This is a genomic window from bacterium, from assembly GCA_037143175.1.
Lineage (GTDB): Bacteria > Verrucomicrobiota > Kiritimatiellia > CAIKKV01 > CAITUY01 > JAABPW01.
In genome coordinates, this window is sequence record JBAWZF010000001.1 from 66,365 (window position 1) to 87,479 (window position 21,115).

Consider the following 21,115-nt stretch of genomic DNA (forward strand, 5'->3'; position numbering starts at 1 on the left):
TTATGCGTCTGCTAGAAGTTTTTGAAACGAGGCCATGGCCTCGCGTTCACGGGGGCCAATATCGTAGTAGATGCAGTCTGTGAAATACGCCAGACAGCTGGCTTCGCTCAACCCTAGTTTGACGGCCTGCTCATGTGCGATCTCAGGTATCGCGGCCACACCGTCCTGCTTGGCAGTCTGAATCACCCTTGTTAGCCCCGCGGGATCGGGGTGGTCGCGGCGCACCGCCCACACGGCAAATACAAATGGCAGGCCAGTCATTTGGTTCCAGGCTGTAGCCAGATCATAATCACCGCCCGGACCGGGCTTTTCGTAGAGGGCACGATCCCCAATGACCACCGAGGCGTCGGCTTCCGTCGGATTTGTAACGATCTGGATGGTGCGCTTCCAATGGTTCTTCAGAAGGATTTGTGCCAAGGCATTTGATGTTCGCGAAGCTGGATCAAGACAAACTGTGCGCACTTCTTCGAGGGGCCGGTTGCACCGGAGTAAGACGCTGCGGACTTCTTTGCCGGCACAGATCCCGGTGCCTTCGAGCGCCATAAGTCTCGGGTTGGCGAATAGGGCCGCGACAGGAATCAGCGCCGCATCAATAGTTCCATCCAGTAATGGGGCAATTAACTGAGCCGGGGTGTTGAGAACCACGTGGGATCCGGGACTAACCTTGGGGATGAATTGTGCCAGAGGGACCGAATTGGCATATTCCGGAGCAGCAAAGGAGTAGGGATGCGGCGAATGGGCTGTGAACATGGTCACAAACCCGCCGGTCAGGGGAATGTGGCGGGCCTGTGTAAATCCGGCTACGGTCATCTCGGATACGATGGCGTCAGGCGTTGGGAAATGCTCGATCGAGTCAGCCAGATAGCGGTAGGCACTGCCTTGCGAAAGGATTGAGCCCAGCAACGGAATGATCCGACTGGTGTGAAATTGGTGAATCCATAGCGGCAGGGTGGTTGTGGGCTTGGTTAATTCCAAGATGACAACCGTGCCGCCTGGACGAAGAACCCGCCTCATCTCCTGGAAGGCTTTTGCGCGGTCTTCGATATTTCTCAGGCAGAAGGCGCTGACAATGCTGTCAAATGAATTGTCGCCAAATGCGAGGGCGGTCGCATCTCCAGTTTGATAGGTCGCCCGGCTTTGCAGGCCAGCCGCCCGTGTTTTCCGGTCGGCGATTTCAATCATCGGGGCAGAGAGATCAATGCCGGTAATTCGAGCCGTCGGGTCCTTTTTCAGCACGGCAATCGCCACATCACCTGTGCCACAGCCGATGTCCAGAAAATCCCGGTCACCTCTTGCGAAACCTTTAGAATTAAGGGTTTCTATAGCGCGACGCCTCCAGATCCGGTGCAGGCCGAATGACATTAAGGCATTCAGGAGGTCATACCGCCGCGCGATGCGGTCGAACATGCGCCGGTTTTCCTCCGCAGGGATGAGCGCGTCACGAGCGGGGCCTGTCATCGCTTACGCTCCGGGATTCCGTAACTCGCCCAGTTCTCACTGACCCTACGTTCATGGGCCGGATCGAATGCCACGGGTTGGCGATATCCGGGCTTCCATGTCGCATCGATGGCGATTGGAAACTGTAGAACCAGTCTGTTCCCGACGATTTCACGCTGTGTGGGGTGGAGATCAAGGAGCGGATCAAATCGGGTAAACCAGCCCCAGAGAATCATTCGCAAATCATTCAGGGGCACATCGGACGAAACCAGAACATGGAATAGATATTGGCGGGTGACGGGGTGTGAGGCCAGCGCCTCACGGATCTCCTCTTTGTTGGCGTCGGGTTGGACCTGGGCCACGAGAAAGGCTTCGCCCACTGCCACCATGGCAATAATCTGGCGGTGCACAGCAACAGGGGCAGGCGGGGGCGGCGGGGGTTGAAGTCGGAGTGGCGGGCGATTTCCCCGGGTCCCTAACAGAATCAGTTTACTGCCGGTATTCATGGATGGTCCGGTAAAATCCAGGGTGTCCTGTGCGGTGGGGGCCAGCAGATGGATCCCTTGGTTGGCGTCAAGCGTTTCCCACAGGGCGTGGCTGACCTCTTTAAAGTCCCGGACATTGACATCATGGTCCACCACGATCATGATTTTCGTGAGCGAGAGTTGGCCTTCGCCCATGAGTCCAAGGGCATGTTTGAGCGCTTCCTGTCCGTAGCGTTCTCTGACGGCGGCGATGGCCAGCGGATGAAATCCCGTTTCCGGATAAGCCCATAGATCGCTGATAGCCGGGCGGATTAGTTTCAACAAGGGGAGGGTCATTTCCTGGAGGGCCTCTCCAATATAGTAATCCTCCTGAGGGGGCTTGCCGACCACAGTGGCTGGATAGATGGCATCTTTACGGGCCAGCATGCGATCTACTCGAAAAACCGGAAATATGGCACTGTGAGAATAGTGGCCCAGATGGTCGCCGAAGGGGCCTTCCTGTCGTTCATCACCGGGAGTCACCCTTCCTTCCAGCACGAATTCAGCAGTGGCGGGAATACGGTGGCCGGTGCCGGATCGCTTGATAACATCCAATGGGTGGCCCATGAGCAAGGCGGCTAGCAGTCGTTCATCGATCCCTTCCGGGAGGGGCGTGATGGCGGCAATGGTCAGCGCTGGCGGGCCCCCCAGAATAACACTTAGGGGAAGCGATTCCCCGCGGGCGGCGGCGATTTGGAAATGGAAACCGCCCCCTTTTTCGATCTGCCAGTGCATTCCTGTGCTGGTGGCGTCATAACGTTGCAGGCGGTAAATGCCGAGATTGCCCGCCCCTGTAAGCGGATCAACCGTATGGACCAGTGGCAAGGTGAAAAAGGGCCCACCATCAAGCGGCCAGCAGGTCAGGCAGGGTAATAGATCCAGTCGGGCAGGGCTAAAGCATTGATCAAGAATGGGGCCGCGGCGTACGGTTCTCATACGGGCTTTGGCTACTTTCCAGAGCTCGCGACGTTCTGCCCACACCGCCGACAGCGTGGGGGGCATGAAGCGTTCAGCGAGGCGAACCAAATCTTCACCTATGGCCCCGGGGTGACGCCCAAAAGCCATCTCAACCCGTTCGGGGGTTCCATAAAGATTGGAGACCAGGCGATAAGGTGAACCTTTGATCCGTTCAAATAAAATCGCAGGGCCCTGCTCGGCCAGAAGCCGGTGTTGGATGATTGTAATGTCCTGATCCGGATCGACTTCCTCCGTAACTCGGGCGAGTTGCCCTTTGGCTTCAAGTTGATTGATAAATCCCCGGAGATCAGTGGCACTCAAGAGATGGTCTCCCAGTTTGTGGGGGCGGGGTGCCCCAGAACGGCCAGCACACGATCCACGTAGAGTTCAAGGAGGTCAGTCATGGTGACCTGACGAGGGTCCCTGCCGGCAACCTGGTAAAAGGGAGGGGAAAGAGGCATGATCACGCCGCCGGCACCAGCTACTGTGGCGGCATTATTCAAATCGATTTGAGTCCAGGGCGATTCTCGCACGCAGAGCACCAGTTTGCGTTGTTCCTTCAGGTGACAATGTGCTGCGCGTGAGATCAAGGTGTCGGCAATGCCGTGTGCCACTTTAGCCAGTGTGTTGGTGGAGCAGGGAAGGATGACCATCCCAGCCGAGGGAACCGAACCTGATGACACGGGGGCTGCGAGATCGGTGTCGTCAAAGACCCTGGCGGCCATCGCGGCCAGCTTGGAAAAATCGCCGTATTCACGTTCATATACATTCCGACCCCAGGCGCTGGCCACCAGCGCGACCGGCCATGGCGATTTCCTGATCAGAAGTTCTGCGGCATATGACCCGGTGGCACCACTTACAGCGAGTAATAGATTCATTTTCAAACCACTTTTCACATCTCACGTTTCACATCTCACTATTTACAGCATCGCAATCATGGCTCCGGCAATTCCGGCAATGGCGGATACGGGGAAGAATCTAGCATGAAGTGGCAGCTTTGACCAGTAGGCCAACCCTAAAGCAGCGATGGTGACGGTCAGCGCCAGCCCAGAGGCCAGTCCCCCGCCGACCAGTACCCAGAGCTGAATGGCGGCGGCTGCAGCGATGAGATGAGTGAGGGCTGCCACCCATTGGGCACCGGTACTGCCCAGAGCTGCAGGAAGGCTGTGAACACCAATCTCGCGGTCGGCCTTGATGTCCTGCAGGGCGTAAATGATATCGAATCCACTGATCCAGCAGAAGGTGAACAGTGTCAACATCAAGGTCGCTCCATCGATGTCGGTAGATCCCCTGACGGCTACGAAGGCCCCCAGAGGGCCAAGCGCCAGACAGACTCCAATTCCATAATGACAGAGGCAGCTTAACCGCTTAAGTAAAGAATATGTAATCAAAACCAAGGCCGGTATCGTGGACAGTTTCAGGCACAAAGGGCCAAGTGCCGCACATGCCGCGAGGTAGATAAAGAGGCCGGTGGCCGCAACGCCCCAGGCTTGTTTCGTTGAAAGCTTGCCGCTCGGGAGTTCGCGGCTTACCGTGCGGGGATTAAGCTGGTCGAGGTGACGGTCAAGGATTCGGTTCATGGCCATGCCCAAGGCTCGTGCGCCAACTCCTGCCAGCATAATAAGCATTAGGAGGTGAAGTCCCGGCCATTTCCCACCGGCTCCGAGCCAGGCCCCCGCCAGCAGCAGGGGGATACTGAAAATGGTGTGTTCGATTTTGACGAAATTGAAGAGCCGCGCCATCAGACTTTGAACCGGCGGTGCCAGATGGTGTTCCAGTCCGACAATCACTTCTTCTGCCAGAATGGTGGAGACGCGTGTGAGATTAAGATGCAATTCCTCGTGGCCGGTGTCATCGGCACGATCACTGACAACCTTCAGCAATTGAAAGGGGATGCCTTTCTGCTGGCACGTCTGCACAATCGCATAACCTTCCATATCGACCATATCAGCGTGAGCGGCCAGAATGGCCCGGCCCTCGCCACCGAAAACCGGCTCACTGACGGATACCAGTCTTGCAGAGGGCAGTGAGCGCCAAAGGGATTCAGTGGGGAGCGGCAACGATGGAGCTGTGGGATCTTTTAGCAGGACATCTCCTTCGACGATTTCAGTGATATGACACATATGACCGGGGTCAACGGCATGGGTGAGGGCCCCGCAGATTCCCACGTTCAAGATTCGGGTGGCGCCTCGGGCGGTGATGGCGTAATCGGTGGCGGCCGCCGCATCCTTAGGGCCAATCCCCGCAATGATGATTAAGCCGCCCGGGCGGCGGCCTGCAGCTTGAAAACTATAGGTTGCGAAGGGTTGGTCCAGACGTTTTTCGGCCATGAGCAGTTCGAGCAGTGGCTGTGCTTCACTGATCGTGGCCAGAAGAATGGCAATCATTGAATCACCCTCGCCTTACGTGCCATCGATTCCAGGACGGCAATGGCCTTGTGGCCGGCTTCACCGAGATCAACGGAGAAGTCGGTGACAAACATATCAATGTGTTTTTTCATGATCGCTTCATCGATTTCCTGGGCATGTGCACGGACGTAATGAGCGGAGTCCTCAGGATGAGCCCGGGAGTGGATGATAGATCGGCGAAGCATTTTTTCGACTTCGGCGATGACGCTATTTCCAAGTGTCTTGCGGGCAACAATACAGCCTAAGGGAATGGGCTGGCCCGTTTGCTGCTCCCACCATTGCCCGAGATCTGTAATGCAGGTAAGGCCCGCTTGCTGGTATACGAAGCGTGACTCATGAATAAGAATGCCGCAATCGGCTTCGCCGGTACGCAGCAGTTCCATGATGCGGTCATAGGGGACAAAGATTTTCTGCCGGACTTCATGTGCCCAGAGCTGAAGGAGCAGATGTGCGGTAGTGAGTTTGCCGGGGATGGCGATTCGACAGCGGGTGATGTCGACCGGCGCCATTGGGGATTTTGACACAAGTAACGGCCCACAGCCGAACCCGAGCGCGGCGCCGGAGTTAAGGAGTTGGTAGTGGTGGCGAACCAGGAGGTAAGTGTAAAAGGAGATTTTCGTGATGTCGAAAGTGGCATTCAGTGCCAGTTGATTGAGTGTCTCGACGTCATGAAGGTGTACGGATACCTCGTAACCGGCGTTTGCCAAAAGGCCGGACGCGACGTCATGAAACATCGAGGTGTCATTCGGACAAGGCGAATAGGCCATGGAGAGGTTCATATTCTAAACTCCTGAATCCTGAATACTCTTTCGGTTAGCTTGGCCAGCAGGGAAGGGCGTTGAGAATGGCCAGTTCCTTATCGAGACGCGGGGCATTCCAGGCGAGTTCGCGCGCCATGATTACGGCGGCATTCATCAGCGCGGCTTTGGCGGGACGGCCCGCAGATCCCAGGTCGGTTCTCCGCAGAACCACATCGGTCATCGTTTGGGCCATCTCTTCACGCAGGGCAAAAATGACCTCGGCCCCCGTAACAGGGGTTCCCTCACCCAGTGGCTTTAACCAAAGGGGATTTCCGGTTCCCAGTCGAACGATATCCCGGTAGCAGGTTCCGTAGTTACCTACAAGGTGGCGTGCAGTGGCTTCTGTCAAGCCCGACTGGATTGCTTCGTTAATGAGCGCCGTTAGATCAGGAATGTCCCCGCCCGGTAACGGGCGGATAACGGAGGCTGAACTCGATTTGGGTTGGCCCAACTTGGTTTGAATGATGGCCAAGGTACGGTGTGCCACATCGCGTGCGGTAGTCCATTTTACTCCGAGAATAGTCAGCAAGCCATTGATATGATCCGCTTTGGCATGATCTAGAATCTGATAGTGATTCAGGAGGCTGGGCTCTCCGTTTGGTGCTACGTCCTTATCTGCGGCGGGCATGATCCCTGCCTGAATGAACGTAACATCCTCAGGCTTCAGTTGGGCTGCGGGATAAGCGAGATTCAAATTATCAATGAATGACTGGACATCCTCCGGGGTGACCTTGAGTTGGTCGGGAGTGCCTGTGTGCGGGCGAAGATAGGTTCCCACCATGGTGCGATCCCGCCAGGGAACGAAGAAGAAAAGGCGGCCATTTTTCCAGCCTTCTTTGTATGCCGTAAGCCCGATGGCATGACTTGCGATCAGCTGCTTGCGCAAGACGATATTCATGGCCACGGCACACTGGTATTCAGGAGTGGTGACCTTTTCGCCTAGCTTTCGTAGAGTTTCCTTGGCCCAGGTTCCGGTATTGTTTACGGTTACTTTGGCATGGATCGTCAAGGGTTGCTTGGTTATTAGGTCGATGGCGGTGACACCGGTGACATCATGACCGTTTCTTTGGAACCCCGTGACTTCGACGTAGTTGGCCACTATGGCGCCTGCCAGAACGGCGTCGGTCACAAATCCCAACCCAAGCCGTTCGGTGTTGCCGGTGATGGCATCGTGCCATAGGGCGGTGCCCGTAAAGCAGGGATTATTCAAGGCCGGGGCGATGGCCAGCCAATCGGCGCGTGAGCCAATTTGGCCATTTGGAATCGTTTTATCAAGGGGAAGCCCCTGGTTCCGATCCCGGCTCAAGAGGTCATAAGCCAGCAGGCCGCAGAACATGACCTCTCGGCTCTTCATTCCATGTCCGTAGGTTGGCATGGCACAGGGGAGGGGGGTAACGAGGTGGGGGGCAATTTGCAATAATGTACGCCGCTCGAGGACGGATTGGCGCACACGAGGAAGATTGGCCTGTTGCAGGTAACGAATGCCGCCATGGAGGATTTTCAGGCTGTTGGCTGACGTGGCGGAACAGAAGTCTGATTTTTCAACCAAGGCCACATTGAGGCCCGCCGAGGCGGCTTCCCGGGCCAGGGTAACCCCGTGAATGCCACCCCCGATGATTAAAATGTCAAATTCGCGCCCCGAAAGGCTGGCAATATCCCTATTCATTAATTTCTCCCTGTAAAATGCAAAATTCAAACGCATGAGTTACTTTGATCTCACGGGCATGTCAACTCGAATAGCAGTCTCAAGACTTGCAATTATTGACTGGAGAGTTATATTCAATTTTGTCGTGTAACTGTTAGTATCTTACTAAGGAGCATTTCGCTAGCCCACGCCTCTCAAGGTTTATTCCATCTGTGTGAACGCCTGGTTGCCATTGGAGGCAGGCTCGAGATTGAAAGCGTTGTTGGGAAGGGCGCAAAGGTTACAGTGGTAGTCCCTGTACGGCGAGATCCCGTGGCATTGGTCTTGGTGGAACGGGACGAGATCGCTTAAATATTCTATATTTGGGGAGTAATATGGATTACACATCTGCTCGCAATTTCTTTATGGGGACGCTCCGGCGGCAGCTGGTAGCCGGTGTCGCATTAGTGCATGCCGTTGTGATGATGGGTTTTATTGCAGCGTTCAGCCTGCGGGAGGGGGGGGGCGTACTCACTCGCATGGTTTGGGATGGATTGATCTATGCGGGGTTGGCCATCATTGTGGGATCCCTGATGGCCATGGCCTTAAGCACTTTTTTCGTCCGAAGAATGAAAGTCATTCAGGCAGTAATGGAGTCGGTGCGAGATGGGAATATAAATGCCAGAGTTGTCTTATCTGGTGGTGATGAGGCCGCTGCGTTAGCGTCCGGGTTTAATCAGATGCTGGAAACTCTTCAGCAGCGGGCTCAGGAAATTATTTTATTGAATGCCAATCTTGAGAAACATCTGGCGGAACGGACTCATCAACTCCAATGCACCAATAAGGAACTGGTGGCTTTCGCCTATTCTGTTTCCCATGATCTGCGTGCCCCTTTGCGGGCTATGGATGGCTTTTCCGGATTTCTTGAGGAAGGATATGGGGATAAACTTGACGACGAAGGGCGGCGGTTGCTGGGTATTATTCGTTCTAATTCACGAAAAATGGATCGTTTAATTACTGATTTGCTGACACTTTCCAGAACTACTCAAGGTGAGTTACTGTCTGCCAAGATCGACATGTTTGCGTTGGTAAATGAGGTATATAATAAGGTCGTTTCTGAAGAGATTCGGCGGCAATTTCAATTTACCTTGAGGCCTCTTCCTAGTGTGTGGGGTGATCCCGTTCTTTTAAGACAGGTGTGGGTGAATTTGATATCGAATGCTATTAAATACACGATGAAATCATCCGTCAAAGCAATTGAAGTCGGCGGGGATTTGAAAAACGGGGAAGCTGTTTATTATATCAAAGATACCGGGGCAGGTTTCAATCCTGAATATGCGGGAAAGCTTTTTGGTGCTTTTCAACGGCTTCATAAGGCCGAAGAATTTGAGGGAACCGGAATTGGCCTGGCCATTGTTCAGCGCATCATCCACCGACACGAAGGGCATGTGTGGGCTGAAGGAAAGGAACATGCTGGCGCAACATTTAGTTTCGCCATACCCGACAAAACCCCTCCCGCATGAGATGGCTCCGAAGTGACGGAGGGCTTATTTCATTGGGCTGCGTAGCGGCCCCAAAGCGGGGATCGATTTTCGGTGTTCCCGTTTCGGAATGCCGTAAAGCATGGCAATCCGGCGATTCGCTTCCGGCAGCATGGCCTTGTCCATGACCAGATCCAACCCCAGGGTTTTCAGTCGGATGCGGGTCAGCCCCCCGTCCTGATCACGAATGGCGAAAACGTCATTCATGCTTGATACCGGTTTCCCATTGAGCTGTGTTACCAATTCATCACGAATCTCCTGATAACTCACATTGATGGGGTCCGGAAGGATGCCGGTGAGAATGATGATCCGCTCGCCGGGTTTGCTGGGCGCCTGGGCGCGGGTCAAATACAGGTCTACCAAACGCGGGTTAGATCGAACCATCCATTGTGCCCCGTAGGCGAGCAGATAATCGGCGGATAATTCACGGAAGATAAAGCCGCCCTCCACGAGATATTCAGCCTGCTCCCCCTCAATATTGAGAGGAACTAATGATTTTGAATCATTGTAGGAGTCCAACTTGAGTTGTACTTCCTCGCTTTTCTGATTGCGCCAGCGGGTGACCGTTACGACGTCGCCGGGATGGCGACGACCAGAAATCTGGTGGATGAGAACTAAGCGCCCGAAATCCGGATCAGTGTAGTAGCCTTGTGAATCAATGGCGCATCCATCCCACTTTAAAATAACATCGCCTGACTGGAGGACGGCTGCAGCACCACTTCCGGGAATTGTTCGCAAGACCAGTATGCCCTGGTCATCATTCAGCAGGCCGTAAAATTTTCGATTCGCGGGGGCGATCAGCGGCGACCAGGTCATGCCTGCGACTGCGATCCCGCGGTAGGGCGGGGCGCTGACGTCTTCCATAAATCGCTTCAGAATAGCCGTTGGTAAAACCAGACTGGTTTGAGTGGCATCATCATATTCCATAATCAGCCCGGCTAGTTTTCCCTCATGAAATGCAGGGGAGCCGATACGTTCAAGTTTGAGGTCGGTCAGGGCTTGAAAGGTTAGAATGCTGAGAGGGGCGTTTGGGAGTTGGGAGACCTGAATGCCCGTGATGCGGCCCTCTCCGCTTTGTTGTTGCCCCGCCTCATCAAATTGCACAATTTGGATTTTGGCACCGGTGCCAACCGGTGCGCCCCACTGTGCCGGGGTATAGCCATCGGTAACTGCCGTCAGTAACGCGGCATTGATCCGGGGATCCGCCTCTATCACCCGGGCCATAGTTTTGATGGCTCCTCCAGGGTGTTGAATCTCAATGAGCATGGCATTTCGGACAAGATCCTCGGTGGTGATCAGTTTGCCGTCGGCCATAACGACCCCATATCCGGCGCGTGTTTCAGGGCGGCTTTTTTTCCAGGGGAAATGGGAATCAAACTTCTGGGCGGTGACAAGGACTTCAGCCACGCACCCGGGGAGCGTGTTCGTTTCGGCTGTGGCAGGCGAACTGACTAACGCCATGATTCCTGCCGATAGAAAGGCCAATCGTATGATGATTTTCATTGTTTGGCCTCCTGAGACGGGATGTGGCTGATGGTAGGGATGCTGTATTGGGTTAGAATTTCAGCGTCTGCTTTAGCCGTTAGGCTTGCATCCATGATGAGGGGATCGTCCCGCCCCTCGAAACGGAATACATGGAAGCCCTGGGGTGCTTTTAGTAAAGCATCGGGAATATCGCGAATATTGCGGATGGGCTGGCCATTAACAGAGGCAAGAATTTGGTTGAAGTGACTGGCACAATAGGTGTTCACGGGATGGGGCAGACGCCCGGTGAGTAGAACAAACTGGGTGCGATCCTTGATCAGGTTGTCCAACTTGGCATAACGTGCTGTGTAGAGCAGGTGTTGGGCGGCCGGAGTGTTGAGATCCGTTCCCAAGGTGGCCAGATAACCGCGACTGAGCGGGGAAAAAATCAGACCGCCGATAATCAGGTAATCGGGCTTTTCATCGTAGGTTTGGCGGAAGATGAAGGGGTCGGGCTTGCGTTTCAGGGGAACGATGATGGCCAGCGTTTTATCCTCCCGCCAAATGGTGAAATAAATGCTTTCAGTGCATTGTTTGCGCTCAACAAACTCAGTGTATTCAACGCTGTTACCCTCCAGTCGTACGGACCCATCGTTGGCGATGGGATGGGAATCGATGGATAGCAGAACATCGCGGGGCTTGAGAAGCCCCGCCGCTGCGCCGAACGGATCCACATTGGCGACGACTACGCCGCTACTGCCCTTGGGGAGGCCGAGGTTGGCGCGCAAGGCCGGGTTTTCAGTACGGAGATGATCCACCCCTAATTCCGGGTATCCATCATAGGTGCCGTCTTCAATATCTTTCAAGAAATGCTCAATCACGGGAAGCGGGATGGTGTAACCAATATTCTGTGAGGCGGCGATTCCCTGAAATGCAATGCCGATCACTTTATTATTGAAGAGAACTGGGCCCCCGCTATTGCCGGGATTAATGGCGGCATCCACCTGCATGACCAGATGCGAGTCAATCGAACTATGGGCATAGAGGTTATAGTCAATCCGGGAGACCACACCCTTGGTGAGCGAAAGGCGGCCGCCGCCCATCGGATATCCCAATACAATCACGGCGTCATTCAGACTTGGAAGGGTGGATCCAAACGTCAGGGGTTGGGTTCCTTCGAAAAATGATTCATCTTTAACTTCCAACACTGCAATATCGCAGTCGTGGGCGATAAAAAGAACACGGGCTGAAAATTTGCGGGTATCGCCCTCCCTCTGAACCTCTATAAATCGGGCATCTGAAACGACATGGGCGTTGGTCATCAGGCGCTTACCCTTAATGATAAAACCCGAACCACTGCCGCTCATCGGGGGGCTGGACTGCCAAGGCTGGCGGAAATCTTCCTGTTGAACGGTAACGAAAATTTTGGTAACCGACGGACGCTGATGGTCAATCCCCGCGAAACTCGGCCATGAAAGGTTCAAGACGATGACCAGTAGAAGGTTCCGGATAAGAGGGGAAAGTTGACGTTTATAGCAAGTCATGCTGACTCCTGACTTCAGATCCGTTATGTGTAATCCAGCCCCTTGATCAAGGTTTTCAATTCGTCATGAATGAGGCCGTTGGTAGCCATGTAGATCAGGCGATGGGGGGAGGTTTCCGCCAGAGTTTCGACCCGGCCGCCCGCGAGTTCCACGATCAAACCGGCAGCGGCAACATCCCAGGTGTAAATGCCGCCCTCAAAATAGCCATCCGACTGGCCGGCAGCAACTCGGCACATATCCAGGGCCGCCGCACCGATGACGCGAGCCTTTTGAACTGCGTTGGATATGGCCAGAAAACGGCTTAATCTTTGATCCTGTTCTGTGAACTTTTGGTCAAGGCCTGTCAGCACCATTGATTCTTTGAGGGTGGTGACACTGGAGACGGCAATAGGGATCCCGTTGCAACAAGCGGTTCCTCCGCGTGCTGCGGTAAACAATTCGTTGGTGGCGGGGGCATAAACGGCCCCGGCAACTGTTTTCCCGTGGTAGTTTACGGCAACCGAGCAACACCACCAGGGGAGGCCGTGTGTGAAGTTCACTGTGCCATCGATAGGGTCAATAATCCAGGTATAGGGAGATTGATGCGGGTCATCCGCCGGTTGCCCCTTGTCAGAACTCTCTTCTGCCAGAATGGCATGTGTCGGGAAATGCGTGCGAATGATATCCCAGATGATTTCCTGACATTCCAGATCGAGCTTCAGCTTAACGTCATGTGCTGCCACCATGATCGATTCCGTCTTACGGTGCCGGTTGTTGTTAGCATGATTCCCCGCGGTTCGCACTGCAAGCACAAGAGTCTCAAGTAGAAGGGCCGGGGCGATTTCTGGGTGGGTGTTCATAAGATACGTTCGTGAGTAGGGGCCGGATTTACTTTACCGGGATCACGATTCTCTTGGTGTTCGGTTGCATTTCCTTGCTTTGCTCGTATTCAGCGAACTTCATGGAGACGGTGCGGGAGATTCCGGATTCCTGCATGGTCACGCCATAAATGACACTGGCGGCGGCGATCGTGCGCCGATTGTGGGTGATCACGATAAACTGTGACATTTTAAGGAAGTCGCCCAGGACGTTCACAAACCTCCCGATATTGGACTCGTCCAAAGCGGCATCCAATTCGTCCAGCAAACAGAAGGGGCTCGGTTTGATCAGGTAAATGGAGAAAAGCAGGGCGACGGCCGTCATGGTGCGCTCGCCACCTGAAAGGAGTGAGACGCTTTGCAGGCGTTTCCCCGGGGGGCGGGCAATGATGTCAATTCCGCATTCCAGAACATCCTCCTCTGCCATCATGACTAATTTAGCTGAGCCGCCATTGAACAGCCGCTCGTACATTATTTGGAAGTTTTCATTAATTTTCGCGAAGGTGGTGGCGAAAAGTTCGGAGGTGGTTAGATTGATCTTTTTGATCATTTCCATGAGTTGATCTTTGGCATTGATCAAATCCTGTTGCTGACCGGTCAGGAACGCATAGCGTTCTTCATGTTCCTGATATTCTTCAATAGCCACCAGATTGACCGGGCCCATGGCCTCGATTTTGGTACGCACGTCGGCGATGATTTGTTCGTAGGCCGGTTTTTCTGTAACGACCGGGGCTTCGCCCTCCAGTTGGGGTTCAGGCGCGTTCATCACATCTTCCAAAGTGAGCGTCCATTCGGAAGTGACTCGCTCCACCATGTTCTGGCGGCGCATTTTATGCTCCGCGTTGTTGACTTCCAGTTTGGAGCGCTGGTCGCGGATCTTATCCATCAAATCACGCTTCGTCAGGAGTTCGGTTTCCAGTACGGAGAGTTCCTTAACTTTTTCGGTACGCTGGCGTTTAATCAATTCCAGCTTTTCAGCGAGTGCGGATGCATTGGATTGCAGACTGGAGAACTGGCTTTCCGCTTCTGCGGTGGCATGGGTGAGCTGTTCAATCGTCTTTTCGTATTGGACGAGACCCGCAGAGCGCGATTTGATAACCGAATCGAGTTCGGCGAGACGATGATTGATAGGTTCTAATTGGGATTCCATGTGCTCGGCCTTCTGGCGTGCTTCAGAGAACCGGAGGCGCGCTTCGGTGGCGGCCGCCTGCAGGGCAGTACGACGGCCCTCCATATCCTGGAGGACGTGTGTGAGTTCCTCCAATCGGCGAAGCATTTCCGCTTGTCGGGCTCGGCCTTCTGCAATCTCCCTGCTGAGGTTTTGTCGTTCCTCGTCACTTCCGGATAGTTGGCGCAGTTTATCCAACTCAAACGCCATGACTTCCAGTTTCTGTTTCGATTGACGGGCGTCATTGGAAACAATTTGGAATTCCCCTTCCTTTAACGCCACGGCGCGACGCTGGGCGGTCAGTTGGTTGGTGGCGTCCTCGATCTTACGGTTTAGGTCAGTGAGTTCGGCGGCCAGGGAGGCGACGGCATGACTCCGGCGGGAGAGCCCATCATCAAGCCCTTCAAGTCCTTGATGGAGATCGGATAATTGGTGTCGGCGGGTGAGGGGGTTACTGGCGCGGGCATCGGTGGCCCAGTACTCAAAGGCACCGTCGGCTCTGGCCACAACGCCACCGAGGGTTACGACCGCACTACCCTCGGGAATCTCAGCGGGGATGTTCTCGGTCGAATCCACGACAAAGATATTGGCTAAAAAGCGTGCCACCGCGGGCTTTGCGAAAGGAGTGCAGGTGATGACGTCAAATAATCGGCGCGCCCCCTGCGGTGCAGGAATGGTGGAAGTCGTAGTGGCTGCAGCGTTTGCCGCCAACAGACGGATGGCACCCGCCTTGCGGGTTTGCAATTCTTTAAGGATGGCCAGCGCGTCAGGTGCATCGGCAATCACCACGGCATCGAGCCAGGCCCGGAGGACCGATTCCAGTGCGGTTCGATACTCGGGTTCCGTTTGAATGTGGCTGGCCAGTGCACCAAGAACAGCTTTGGCATTAATGCCGAGGGGATTGGAGGAGTCCATGACCAGTCGGGCCCCTTCGGGGAAATCCTTGGCGGACTGTTCATCGGCCTCGAGAATTTCGATTTGGGCTTTTTTAACGGCCAATTGTCCCTGAATTTCGCTGCACTCCTTGCGCAAAGCGTCGATCTCGATGTTTTTTTCGTTCCGGAGGGACTGAAGTGACTCAAGGCGGCCCTCCCGGTTTTCAAGTTCCTGCTGCAGGGATCCAAGGTGTTCCGCGATCTGTCCGAGTTGGGCTTCGGTTTCGGCGGCACCACGTTCGATCTGGGCATGTTCTGCAGCCATGCGTTCGCGCTGTACAATGGTTGACTGCTGCTTCGCTTCGAGTTGGCTCAACTGGTTTTGGAATTGAGAGAGGGTATGATCCAGTGCCATGGCACTGGATCGCAGTCCTTGGATTTCCTTGCGGGCATTTTCAACCTGCCCCTCATGACCGGCCAGATCCGCGTTCTTCTTATTCCATTCCGCCTCTGATTCGTTTCGCTCCTGAATGGTGGCCAACAGGCTTTCCTTCAGCGTCGTGAGAGTCAGCCGTTGTTGTTCGGCCTGGGATGCCGCGAGAACACTATCGCTACGGTCACGTTCCGCCAGATTACGGAGTTCCTCAATGCGGTCGCGATTGATGCGGATGAGGTCAGTATTGTGTTCAAGGCGGGTTTGAGCGGTCGCGCGTTCCTCGGTAGTCTCGCCAATCAACTGCTCAATTTCCATAATGGCGTTCCGCCACTCGGCACCACGCGCTTCCCCTTGTTGAAGAGATTCATGCAACTCTTGAATTTTCTGACCCAACTCGGCGATGGTGGTGTCGAGCATCTGGAGATCGCCATCCATCTTTTCCAGTTTCCGGGCGGTCCAATAGACATCGAACATCCGGAGTTGATCGCGTAATTCCTTGTAACGGCGCGCCTTACCGGCTTGACGTTGAAGGGATCCGATCTGGCGCTTCACTTCGCGTACTACGTCATCCAGGCGGAGCAGGTTGGCTTCGGTTTGTTCCAGTTTGCGCAGGGCTTCCTTCTTATCCGCCTTGAAGCGGGTGATCCCGCTGGCTTCCTCGAAAATCTCACGACGATCTTCGGGGCGTGAACTCAAAACCTGATCGATGCGGCCTTGTTCCATCAAGGAGTAGGAGGAGGTCCCGATACCGGTATCCATGAAGAGCCGCTGAATGTCCTTGAGTCGGCAGGCGGTCTTGTTCATGAAGTACTGGCCTTCGCCCGAACGGAAGACCCGCCGGGTCACCGTAACTTCGTGATAATCCGTGCCGAGGGTTTGCTCGCAATCTGTGAAGGTAATGCTAACTTCCGCCATGCCAACGGGTTTACGGGTATCGGTCCCGTTAAAGATGACATCTTCCATTTTTGACCCACGGAGGGCCTTGGCACTGGTCTCACCCAGCACCCAGCGAACGGCATCTGAAACATTACTCTTGCCGCACCCATTAGGGCCGACGATCGCGGTCATGCCGGGCTCAAAATTTAAAGTTGTCGGATTCGCAAAACTCTTGAACCCGACCATATGAATGGATTTCAAATACACGAGAATACTCCTGACTGAGAGATCTTTATTGGCTCCGGAAATGAGTGGCAAAACGTACCATCAAGAGGGGCTGGATTCAATTAGATATTTTTCCCAATATTGACAAGGAGGGTGGGGCGTGATATTTATTCAGCCGACTTAATTGGGATATTTCAGGAGAGACTATGGCCGAAGAAGCAAAAGATGATATGATCCGCGTTGATGGAGTCGTGACCAAGGTTTTACCCGCCACTATGTATCGGGTAAAATTGGAGAATGGGCACGAAATCCTGGCTCATATCTCCGGAAAGATGCGTAAGCATTTCATCCGGATTACTTCCGGTGACAAGGTTACTGTCGAAATTTCCCCCTACGATCTGACCAAAGGTCGCATTACCTACCGTCACAAGACTTGACGATTGCCTCAATTGAGCCTGCTTCGGCCCGAGTCACGCAGGCGGTGACAATCTGGCGTGGATGAAGGTTTGCGCCTTTCAGGCAGGTTTGAACATACTGACCGGTCCAGCCGTGCCCATTTCCAGCGGGATCGATCCGTTCAATCAGCACAGAGACATTCTTGCCAATGAAACTTTCGGCATAAAGCTGTCGTTTGGTTTCGCCGATTCCGGTCAGCGCTTGAAACCGTTCTTTCTTTTTTGATTCAGGGACTTGGTTTGGCATGGTGTCGGCACGAGTACCTGAGCGCCGGCTATAAGGGAAGATGTGAAGGTTACTGAAGGGAAGAGCGCGAACCAGGGCTACTGTGTTATTGAACGCTTTATCGTCCTCACCCGGGAATCCCACAATAATATCGGTTCCCAGTCCTAGATCAGGAATGGCGTTGACGGCATGGTCAATGGCCTGGCGATAGGTGGCTGAATTATACCGGCGTCCCATGGTTGCGAGGGTGTGGTCGTCACCGCTTTGGAGTGGGATGTGCAGGAAGTGGCAGAGTTTTGGTGAGTTCGCCATATGATCAATGATGGCGCGTTCGGTGGTTGTGATTTCGATGGAACTGAGACGGATGCGCTTCAAGTCCGGAATGGTCTCGATTTTCTGAATCAGATCAACCAGATGAATGTTTCCATCCTGATAGCGTCCCAGATTGGCTCCTGTCAGGATGATTTCGCTGAAGCCAGCCTCAACCACGCATTTAATTTCATCGTAAATTTGGGCTAACGGGCGACTTACTGGGGCTCCTCTCGCCGTGGGAACAATGCAATAGGCGCAATGAAAGTCGCACCCGTCCTGAACTTTGATCAGAGCGCGTTGAGTTTCGAATTGAGGAGCCGCTTGAAGTTTGACCGTAGCTGGCGGAATGGGGTAGTGCCCCGGATGGAGGCGGTGTAGGAGCTCGGGAATGGAATATTTTTCGGATTGCCCAATGACTAAATCCACACTGGGGTTGTCGCGCAACGACTCACCAAGAGTTTCGGCGGGGCATCCCGCAAGAATCACCAGAGTATTGGGGCTTATGCGTTTGGCTTGCCGGGCCGCGTAAAGCGAACTGTGTTCAGCTTTACCGGTGATGGCACAGCCGTGAATGACGGTGACGTCGCAGACGGTTCCGAAAGGGGTGAACACGTAACCTGCATTTGAAAAAGCAGCGGTTATCGTTGCGGTTTCGGCCTGATTCAGCCGGCACCCCAGGGTTTTGAATGAGACGGTGGGATTCATCCTGCAAGGGTGTTAACCAAGGAGGACGCGTACTACATCAGCTGCCGAAAAATCCAAACTGCCTGACTTGCAGAATTGACTGATGTTGACGTAGTCATCGCCCAGTGTGAGGACGGGCAATTCCTGGCCGCCTCCCTTAAAATGCTGTGGATACCCAATGTTCGAGACCAAACCGTTACAGAGGCATTTCCGGTTTACCGTGTCCTCTATTTTGCCGCCCTTTGCAACATATGCCTCAACGTTTTCCGCTGGGCAACGATACCCGATGGAGCCATCATCTTTGCGATACATTTCGCGCAGAAAACCGAGGTCGCATCCCCGGCGGCGTTTACTGTAAATCTCGGGTTCTGAGAGAGTCCCTTCGAGTTTAGCTACTTTGAAGGGGAAGCCGGTGGGTGAAGCGAGCGGATCCGTAAAGACTTCTGCTTTGCCATCGAGGGCCTTTTGAATTAAGGCATGCCTTAATTCCGTGGTTACCCCGGATTCCACGCACAGTGCAAAAGCGGTTCCTACCTGAATTCCTGAGGCCCCTGCGGCCAAGGCTTCGGACAACTTGGCGGCTGAACCATAGGCACCGGCAAGCCAGAAATGCACATTCATCGCACGGAATGCAGCAAGATCAACCGTATCGCGAGGGCCGTATATGGGTTCGCCACGCGCGGATAACTGGAGTTTACCGCGGGGGGGGGCGTTATGACCGCCTGCGAGGGGGCCCTCGATGATGAAGCCCTGAATGCTTCCGGTGGCGCGACGAAGTAGCATGGTAGCCAGAGTGTCAGATGACACAATGGGCAGGAATGCGGGTCTGTGTAAGGCGGCTAGGGGAGTGGTAGTATCTTCCTGAAAATCACGAGGATTAAACTGAAGTCGGATAACTTCGCCCCCGGTTTTCTGTGTCGTAATGTGGATCGGGTAGGAGACGGCTTCGTGGTTGACAAGGACGTCCAATATCCCAGGGATTTCAAGTGGGATGCCTGCGCCCATAATGACAACGCTGACTCCGGCAAGCATCGCTCCATAAATGGAGGGGAGATGGGGAAGTTGGATCTTCTCCAGATAATTGATTCCCACGGGGTTAGTGTGTCCTTCGCGGGCGAGGTAAACCTCAACAAAATTGGCGGCTATACAAAGTTCCTGGGGTTCCCGTTTACCGGCCACGGCGTGTGGCCCGAAGTTGCGGTAGGGCGCATCGGGGGCTTTCCCATTTGGGATAAAATAATTATTAAGAATCGTCTGAACCATTTTCTGGAAAGGAAAATGGCTCAGCGCCCGACGGATGTGTCCTTCTGGATCTCCATCTTGAAGGCGACGGACGAGAACGTGATCCAGCCCGGTACCAGATACGACGCCGAGTTGTCCGATCCTGGATACCGCTTGCGCCAGACGCCAGTTTGAAACTCCGGTACCCATCCCGCCCTGTATGATTTTTGGAATCGAAATATTCATAACGCCATCCATTGTATACCTATTTTTCGACAAAAGCCACAAAGTTTAGCGATGGGGGCATAATATTTTAGAGAAGCTACCCACTGCTTAATCTTTTTGGGATGGCTCATTTGATTTGAGCCAGAAATCAGTTCCCGGACCTTCAACTTTTATGATTACCGCTCTGACATTGGCAACCGGGATGCTGGCTTCGATCCGAGTGGCCAGATGGCGCGGGTCATTGGATATCCACACCCAAAGCTTGCCTTTCCGGACAAATAGCCCGTTGAAGGAGGCTTCAGGTTCCACCTTTATGCTTTCGACGTCGCCATGGTTCGGAGTATCGACTTTTTCCTTCTTTCGGATATTCAACCAGAGATCGTAGATTTTTTCATCAGCCTGAACTCGGAGGTGTTCTCGTTTGCCGGGCGTAAAGGTTTGGATCCGAAGGTAATACATTAAGGAGGGAATATCCCGTGTTTCAGCCTCAATGGGATAAACCTTCTTTTTTCCGGTCAGTTTGGATTCCCAATGGGCCACCAAATTTGTCCGGTCAAATAGCGTTTCTTCCTTATATTTATGGGTGCCTTCGCTCATATTCTTGGAGAACCTGATCGGTAGAAATGTATCAGGAGTGACGAGGCTTTCGATCGTGTCATCGACGGGATACATTTTTTCGACGACTTTGTTCGAAATGGTTCGCATCCGGATGGCCAGCACTTTCTGCCCTTCATATTCAGTCCATTCCGTCCAACTGGTGCTGATGCCGACGGGAATGATGCCCCAATAGATGCGGTAGGTGATTTTTTCGCCAATGGGCCAGTTAAACCCGGACAGATAATTGGGGTCACTCTCACCCAATGCGGTACCACCCCATGTCAGGGCTAGAAAATAGATGGATACCAATAGCTTCATTCGGGAATAAAAGCCTCTTGCGAGCCAGTAGTCAATGCTCTTTGAAGGCAACATAGTCATTGTGAGTGAACACAGGGGACTGCGTCGGCCGAGGCGTTCGATCACGCTGGCCCCGATGAGCTGGGCTATGGCCCCACGAATGATTCGCCGAAGCCCACATCACCGCCCAGGCACATCCTTCGACGATGGAAAGCGACAGGGTCCGGTTGATTCGTGCCGCATTGGAGGGCACGGCATCGGGACTTGCAGGGTAATGTGTCTGTTCGTTTCGATTCATGAAGGCGCTGATTATGCCGAAGTTATGGCGACTGCCCATAGGAACGATCGTGACACAGGTGACA

General features: G+C 54.0%; 16 protein-coding genes. 2 read left to right on the forward strand and 14 right to left on the reverse strand.

The features are described from left to right. The 6 genes from ubiE to WCI03_00325 are packed head-to-tail and all read right to left on the reverse strand — an operon-like array spanning window position 1 to window position 7,792. Window positions 1–1,458 (reverse strand): bifunctional demethylmenaquinone methyltransferase/2-methoxy-6-polyprenyl-1,4-benzoquinol methylase UbiE, encoded by a 1,458-nt coding sequence (gene ubiE, locus WCI03_00300; protein ID MEI8138285.1) that lies wholly within the window; start codon window positions 1,456–1,458, stop codon window positions 1–3. Further along, window positions 1,455–3,239, reverse strand: coding sequence for a UbiD family decarboxylase (locus WCI03_00305; GenBank protein ID MEI8138286.1), 1,785 nt, complete (start codon window positions 3,237–3,239; stop codon window positions 1,455–1,457). The genes ubiE and WCI03_00305 overlap by 4 nt, the downstream gene beginning before the upstream one ends. Next, the gene (locus WCI03_00310) at window positions 3,236–3,796 is read right to left on the reverse strand and encodes a UbiX family flavin prenyltransferase (GenBank protein ID MEI8138287.1); all 561 of its coding nucleotides are present in this window, start codon (window positions 3,794–3,796) and stop codon (window positions 3,236–3,238) included. Before WCI03_00310 ends, WCI03_00305 begins: the two co-directional genes overlap by 4 nt. 42 nt (window positions 3,797–3,838) lie before the next feature. Further along, window positions 3,839–5,305 (reverse strand): UbiA-like polyprenyltransferase, encoded by a 1,467-nt coding sequence (locus WCI03_00315; protein ID MEI8138288.1) that lies wholly within the window; start codon window positions 5,303–5,305, stop codon window positions 3,839–3,841. Next, on the reverse strand, window positions 5,302–6,105 hold the full coding sequence (locus WCI03_00320; protein ID MEI8138289.1) for a 1,4-dihydroxy-6-naphthoate synthase: 804 nt from the start codon (window positions 6,103–6,105) through the stop codon (window positions 5,302–5,304). Before WCI03_00320 ends, WCI03_00315 begins: the two co-directional genes overlap by 4 nt. A 34-nt stretch (window positions 6,106–6,139) precedes the next feature. Next, window positions 6,140–7,792, reverse strand: a complete 1,653-nt coding sequence (locus tag WCI03_00325; GenBank protein ID MEI8138290.1) for a glycerol-3-phosphate dehydrogenase/oxidase — start codon at window positions 7,790–7,792, stop codon at window positions 6,140–6,142. Between the two features lie 353 nt (window positions 7,793–8,145). Between WCI03_00325 and WCI03_00330 the strand changes: the two genes are divergently transcribed. Further along, window positions 8,146–9,273: an ATP-binding protein gene (locus WCI03_00330; protein MEI8138291.1), complete on the forward strand. Its 1,128-nt coding sequence runs from the start codon at window positions 8,146–8,148 to the stop codon at window positions 9,271–9,273. Window positions 9,274–9,297: 24 nt separating this feature from the next. On the opposite strand, the gene WCI03_00335 is transcribed toward WCI03_00330, so the two are convergent. The 4 genes from WCI03_00335 to smc are packed head-to-tail and all read right to left on the reverse strand — an operon-like array spanning window position 9,298 to window position 16,772. Next, on the reverse strand, window positions 9,298–10,794 hold the full coding sequence (locus WCI03_00335; protein MEI8138292.1) for a hypothetical protein: 1,497 nt from the start codon (window positions 10,792–10,794) through the stop codon (window positions 9,298–9,300). Further along, window positions 10,791–12,299, reverse strand: a complete 1,509-nt coding sequence (locus WCI03_00340; protein MEI8138293.1) for a trypsin-like peptidase domain-containing protein — start codon at window positions 12,297–12,299, stop codon at window positions 10,791–10,793. The genes WCI03_00335 and WCI03_00340 overlap by 4 nt, the downstream gene beginning before the upstream one ends. A 23-nt stretch (window positions 12,300–12,322) precedes the next feature. After that, window positions 12,323–13,138, reverse strand: coding sequence for an inositol monophosphatase family protein (locus tag WCI03_00345; protein ID MEI8138294.1), 816 nt, complete (start codon window positions 13,136–13,138; stop codon window positions 12,323–12,325). A gap of 28 nt (window positions 13,139–13,166) precedes the next feature. Next, window positions 13,167–16,772: a chromosome segregation protein SMC gene (gene smc / locus WCI03_00350; protein ID MEI8138295.1), complete on the reverse strand. Its 3,606-nt coding sequence runs from the start codon at window positions 16,770–16,772 to the stop codon at window positions 13,167–13,169. A 170-nt stretch (window positions 16,773–16,942) separates the two neighbouring features. Here smc and infA point away from each other — a divergent pair, with 170 nt between their 5' ends. Continuing rightward, window positions 16,943–17,173, forward strand: coding sequence for a translation initiation factor IF-1 (infA, locus tag WCI03_00355; protein MEI8138296.1), 231 nt, complete (start codon window positions 16,943–16,945; stop codon window positions 17,171–17,173). Here the strand turns inward: infA and mtaB are convergent. The 4 genes from mtaB to WCI03_00375 form a co-directional block, all read right to left on the reverse strand. Continuing rightward, window positions 17,151–18,434 (reverse strand): tRNA (N(6)-L-threonylcarbamoyladenosine(37)-C(2))-methylthiotransferase MtaB, encoded by a 1,284-nt coding sequence (gene mtaB / locus WCI03_00360; protein ID MEI8138297.1) that lies wholly within the window; start codon window positions 18,432–18,434, stop codon window positions 17,151–17,153. The genes infA and mtaB overlap by 23 nt on opposite strands. A 12-nt stretch (window positions 18,435–18,446) precedes the next feature. After that, entirely contained in the window at window positions 18,447–19,880 is a 1,434-nt protein-coding gene (locus tag WCI03_00365; GenBank protein MEI8138298.1) for a nitronate monooxygenase, read from the reverse strand. An 87-nt stretch (window positions 19,881–19,967) separates the two neighbouring features. After that, complete coding sequence (locus tag WCI03_00370; GenBank protein MEI8138299.1) at window positions 19,968–20,774, reverse strand: DUF3108 domain-containing protein; 807 nt, start codon at window positions 20,772–20,774, stop codon at window positions 19,968–19,970. Window positions 20,775–20,805: 31 nt separating this feature from the next. Continuing rightward, window positions 20,806–21,051, reverse strand: a complete 246-nt coding sequence (locus WCI03_00375) for a hypothetical protein (protein ID MEI8138300.1) — start codon at window positions 21,049–21,051, stop codon at window positions 20,806–20,808. Between the last annotated feature and the right edge of the window lie 64 nt (window positions 21,052–21,115).

Coding starts and splice junctions, on each gene's coding strand:
- WCI03_00340 (MEI8138293.1), bottom strand. CDS start 12,299: ATGACTTGCTATAAACGTCAACTTTCCCCTCTTATCCGGAACCTTCTA.
- mtaB (MEI8138297.1), bottom strand. CDS start 18,434: ATGAATCCCACCGTCTCATTCAAAACCCTGGGGTGCCGGCTGAATCAG.
- WCI03_00310 (MEI8138287.1), bottom strand. CDS start 3,796: ATGAATCTATTACTCGCTGTAAGTGGTGCCACCGGGTCATATGCCGCA.
- WCI03_00375 (MEI8138300.1), bottom strand. CDS start 21,051: ATGAATCGAAACGAACAGACACATTACCCTGCAAGTCCCGATGCCGTG.
- infA (MEI8138296.1), top strand. CDS start 16,943: ATGGCCGAAGAAGCAAAAGATGATATGATCCGCGTTGATGGAGTCGTG.
- WCI03_00315 (MEI8138288.1), bottom strand. CDS start 5,305: ATGATTGCCATTCTTCTGGCCACGATCAGTGAAGCACAGCCACTGCTC.
- WCI03_00345 (MEI8138294.1), bottom strand. CDS start 13,138: ATGAACACCCACCCAGAAATCGCCCCGGCCCTTCTACTTGAGACTCTT.
- ubiE (MEI8138285.1), bottom strand. CDS start 1,458: ATGACAGGCCCCGCTCGTGACGCGCTCATCCCTGCGGAGGAAAACCGG.
- WCI03_00330 (MEI8138291.1), top strand. CDS start 8,146: ATGGATTACACATCTGCTCGCAATTTCTTTATGGGGACGCTCCGGCGG.
- WCI03_00370 (MEI8138299.1), bottom strand. CDS start 20,774: ATGAAGCTATTGGTATCCATCTATTTTCTAGCCCTGACATGGGGTGGT.
- WCI03_00335 (MEI8138292.1), bottom strand. CDS start 10,794: ATGAAAATCATCATACGATTGGCCTTTCTATCGGCAGGAATCATGGCG.
- WCI03_00325 (MEI8138290.1), bottom strand. CDS start 7,792: ATGAATAGGGATATTGCCAGCCTTTCGGGGCGCGAATTTGACATTTTA.
- WCI03_00320 (MEI8138289.1), bottom strand. CDS start 6,105: ATGAACCTCTCCATGGCCTATTCGCCTTGTCCGAATGACACCTCGATG.
- WCI03_00365 (MEI8138298.1), bottom strand. CDS start 19,880: ATGAATATTTCGATTCCAAAAATCATACAGGGCGGGATGGGTACCGGA.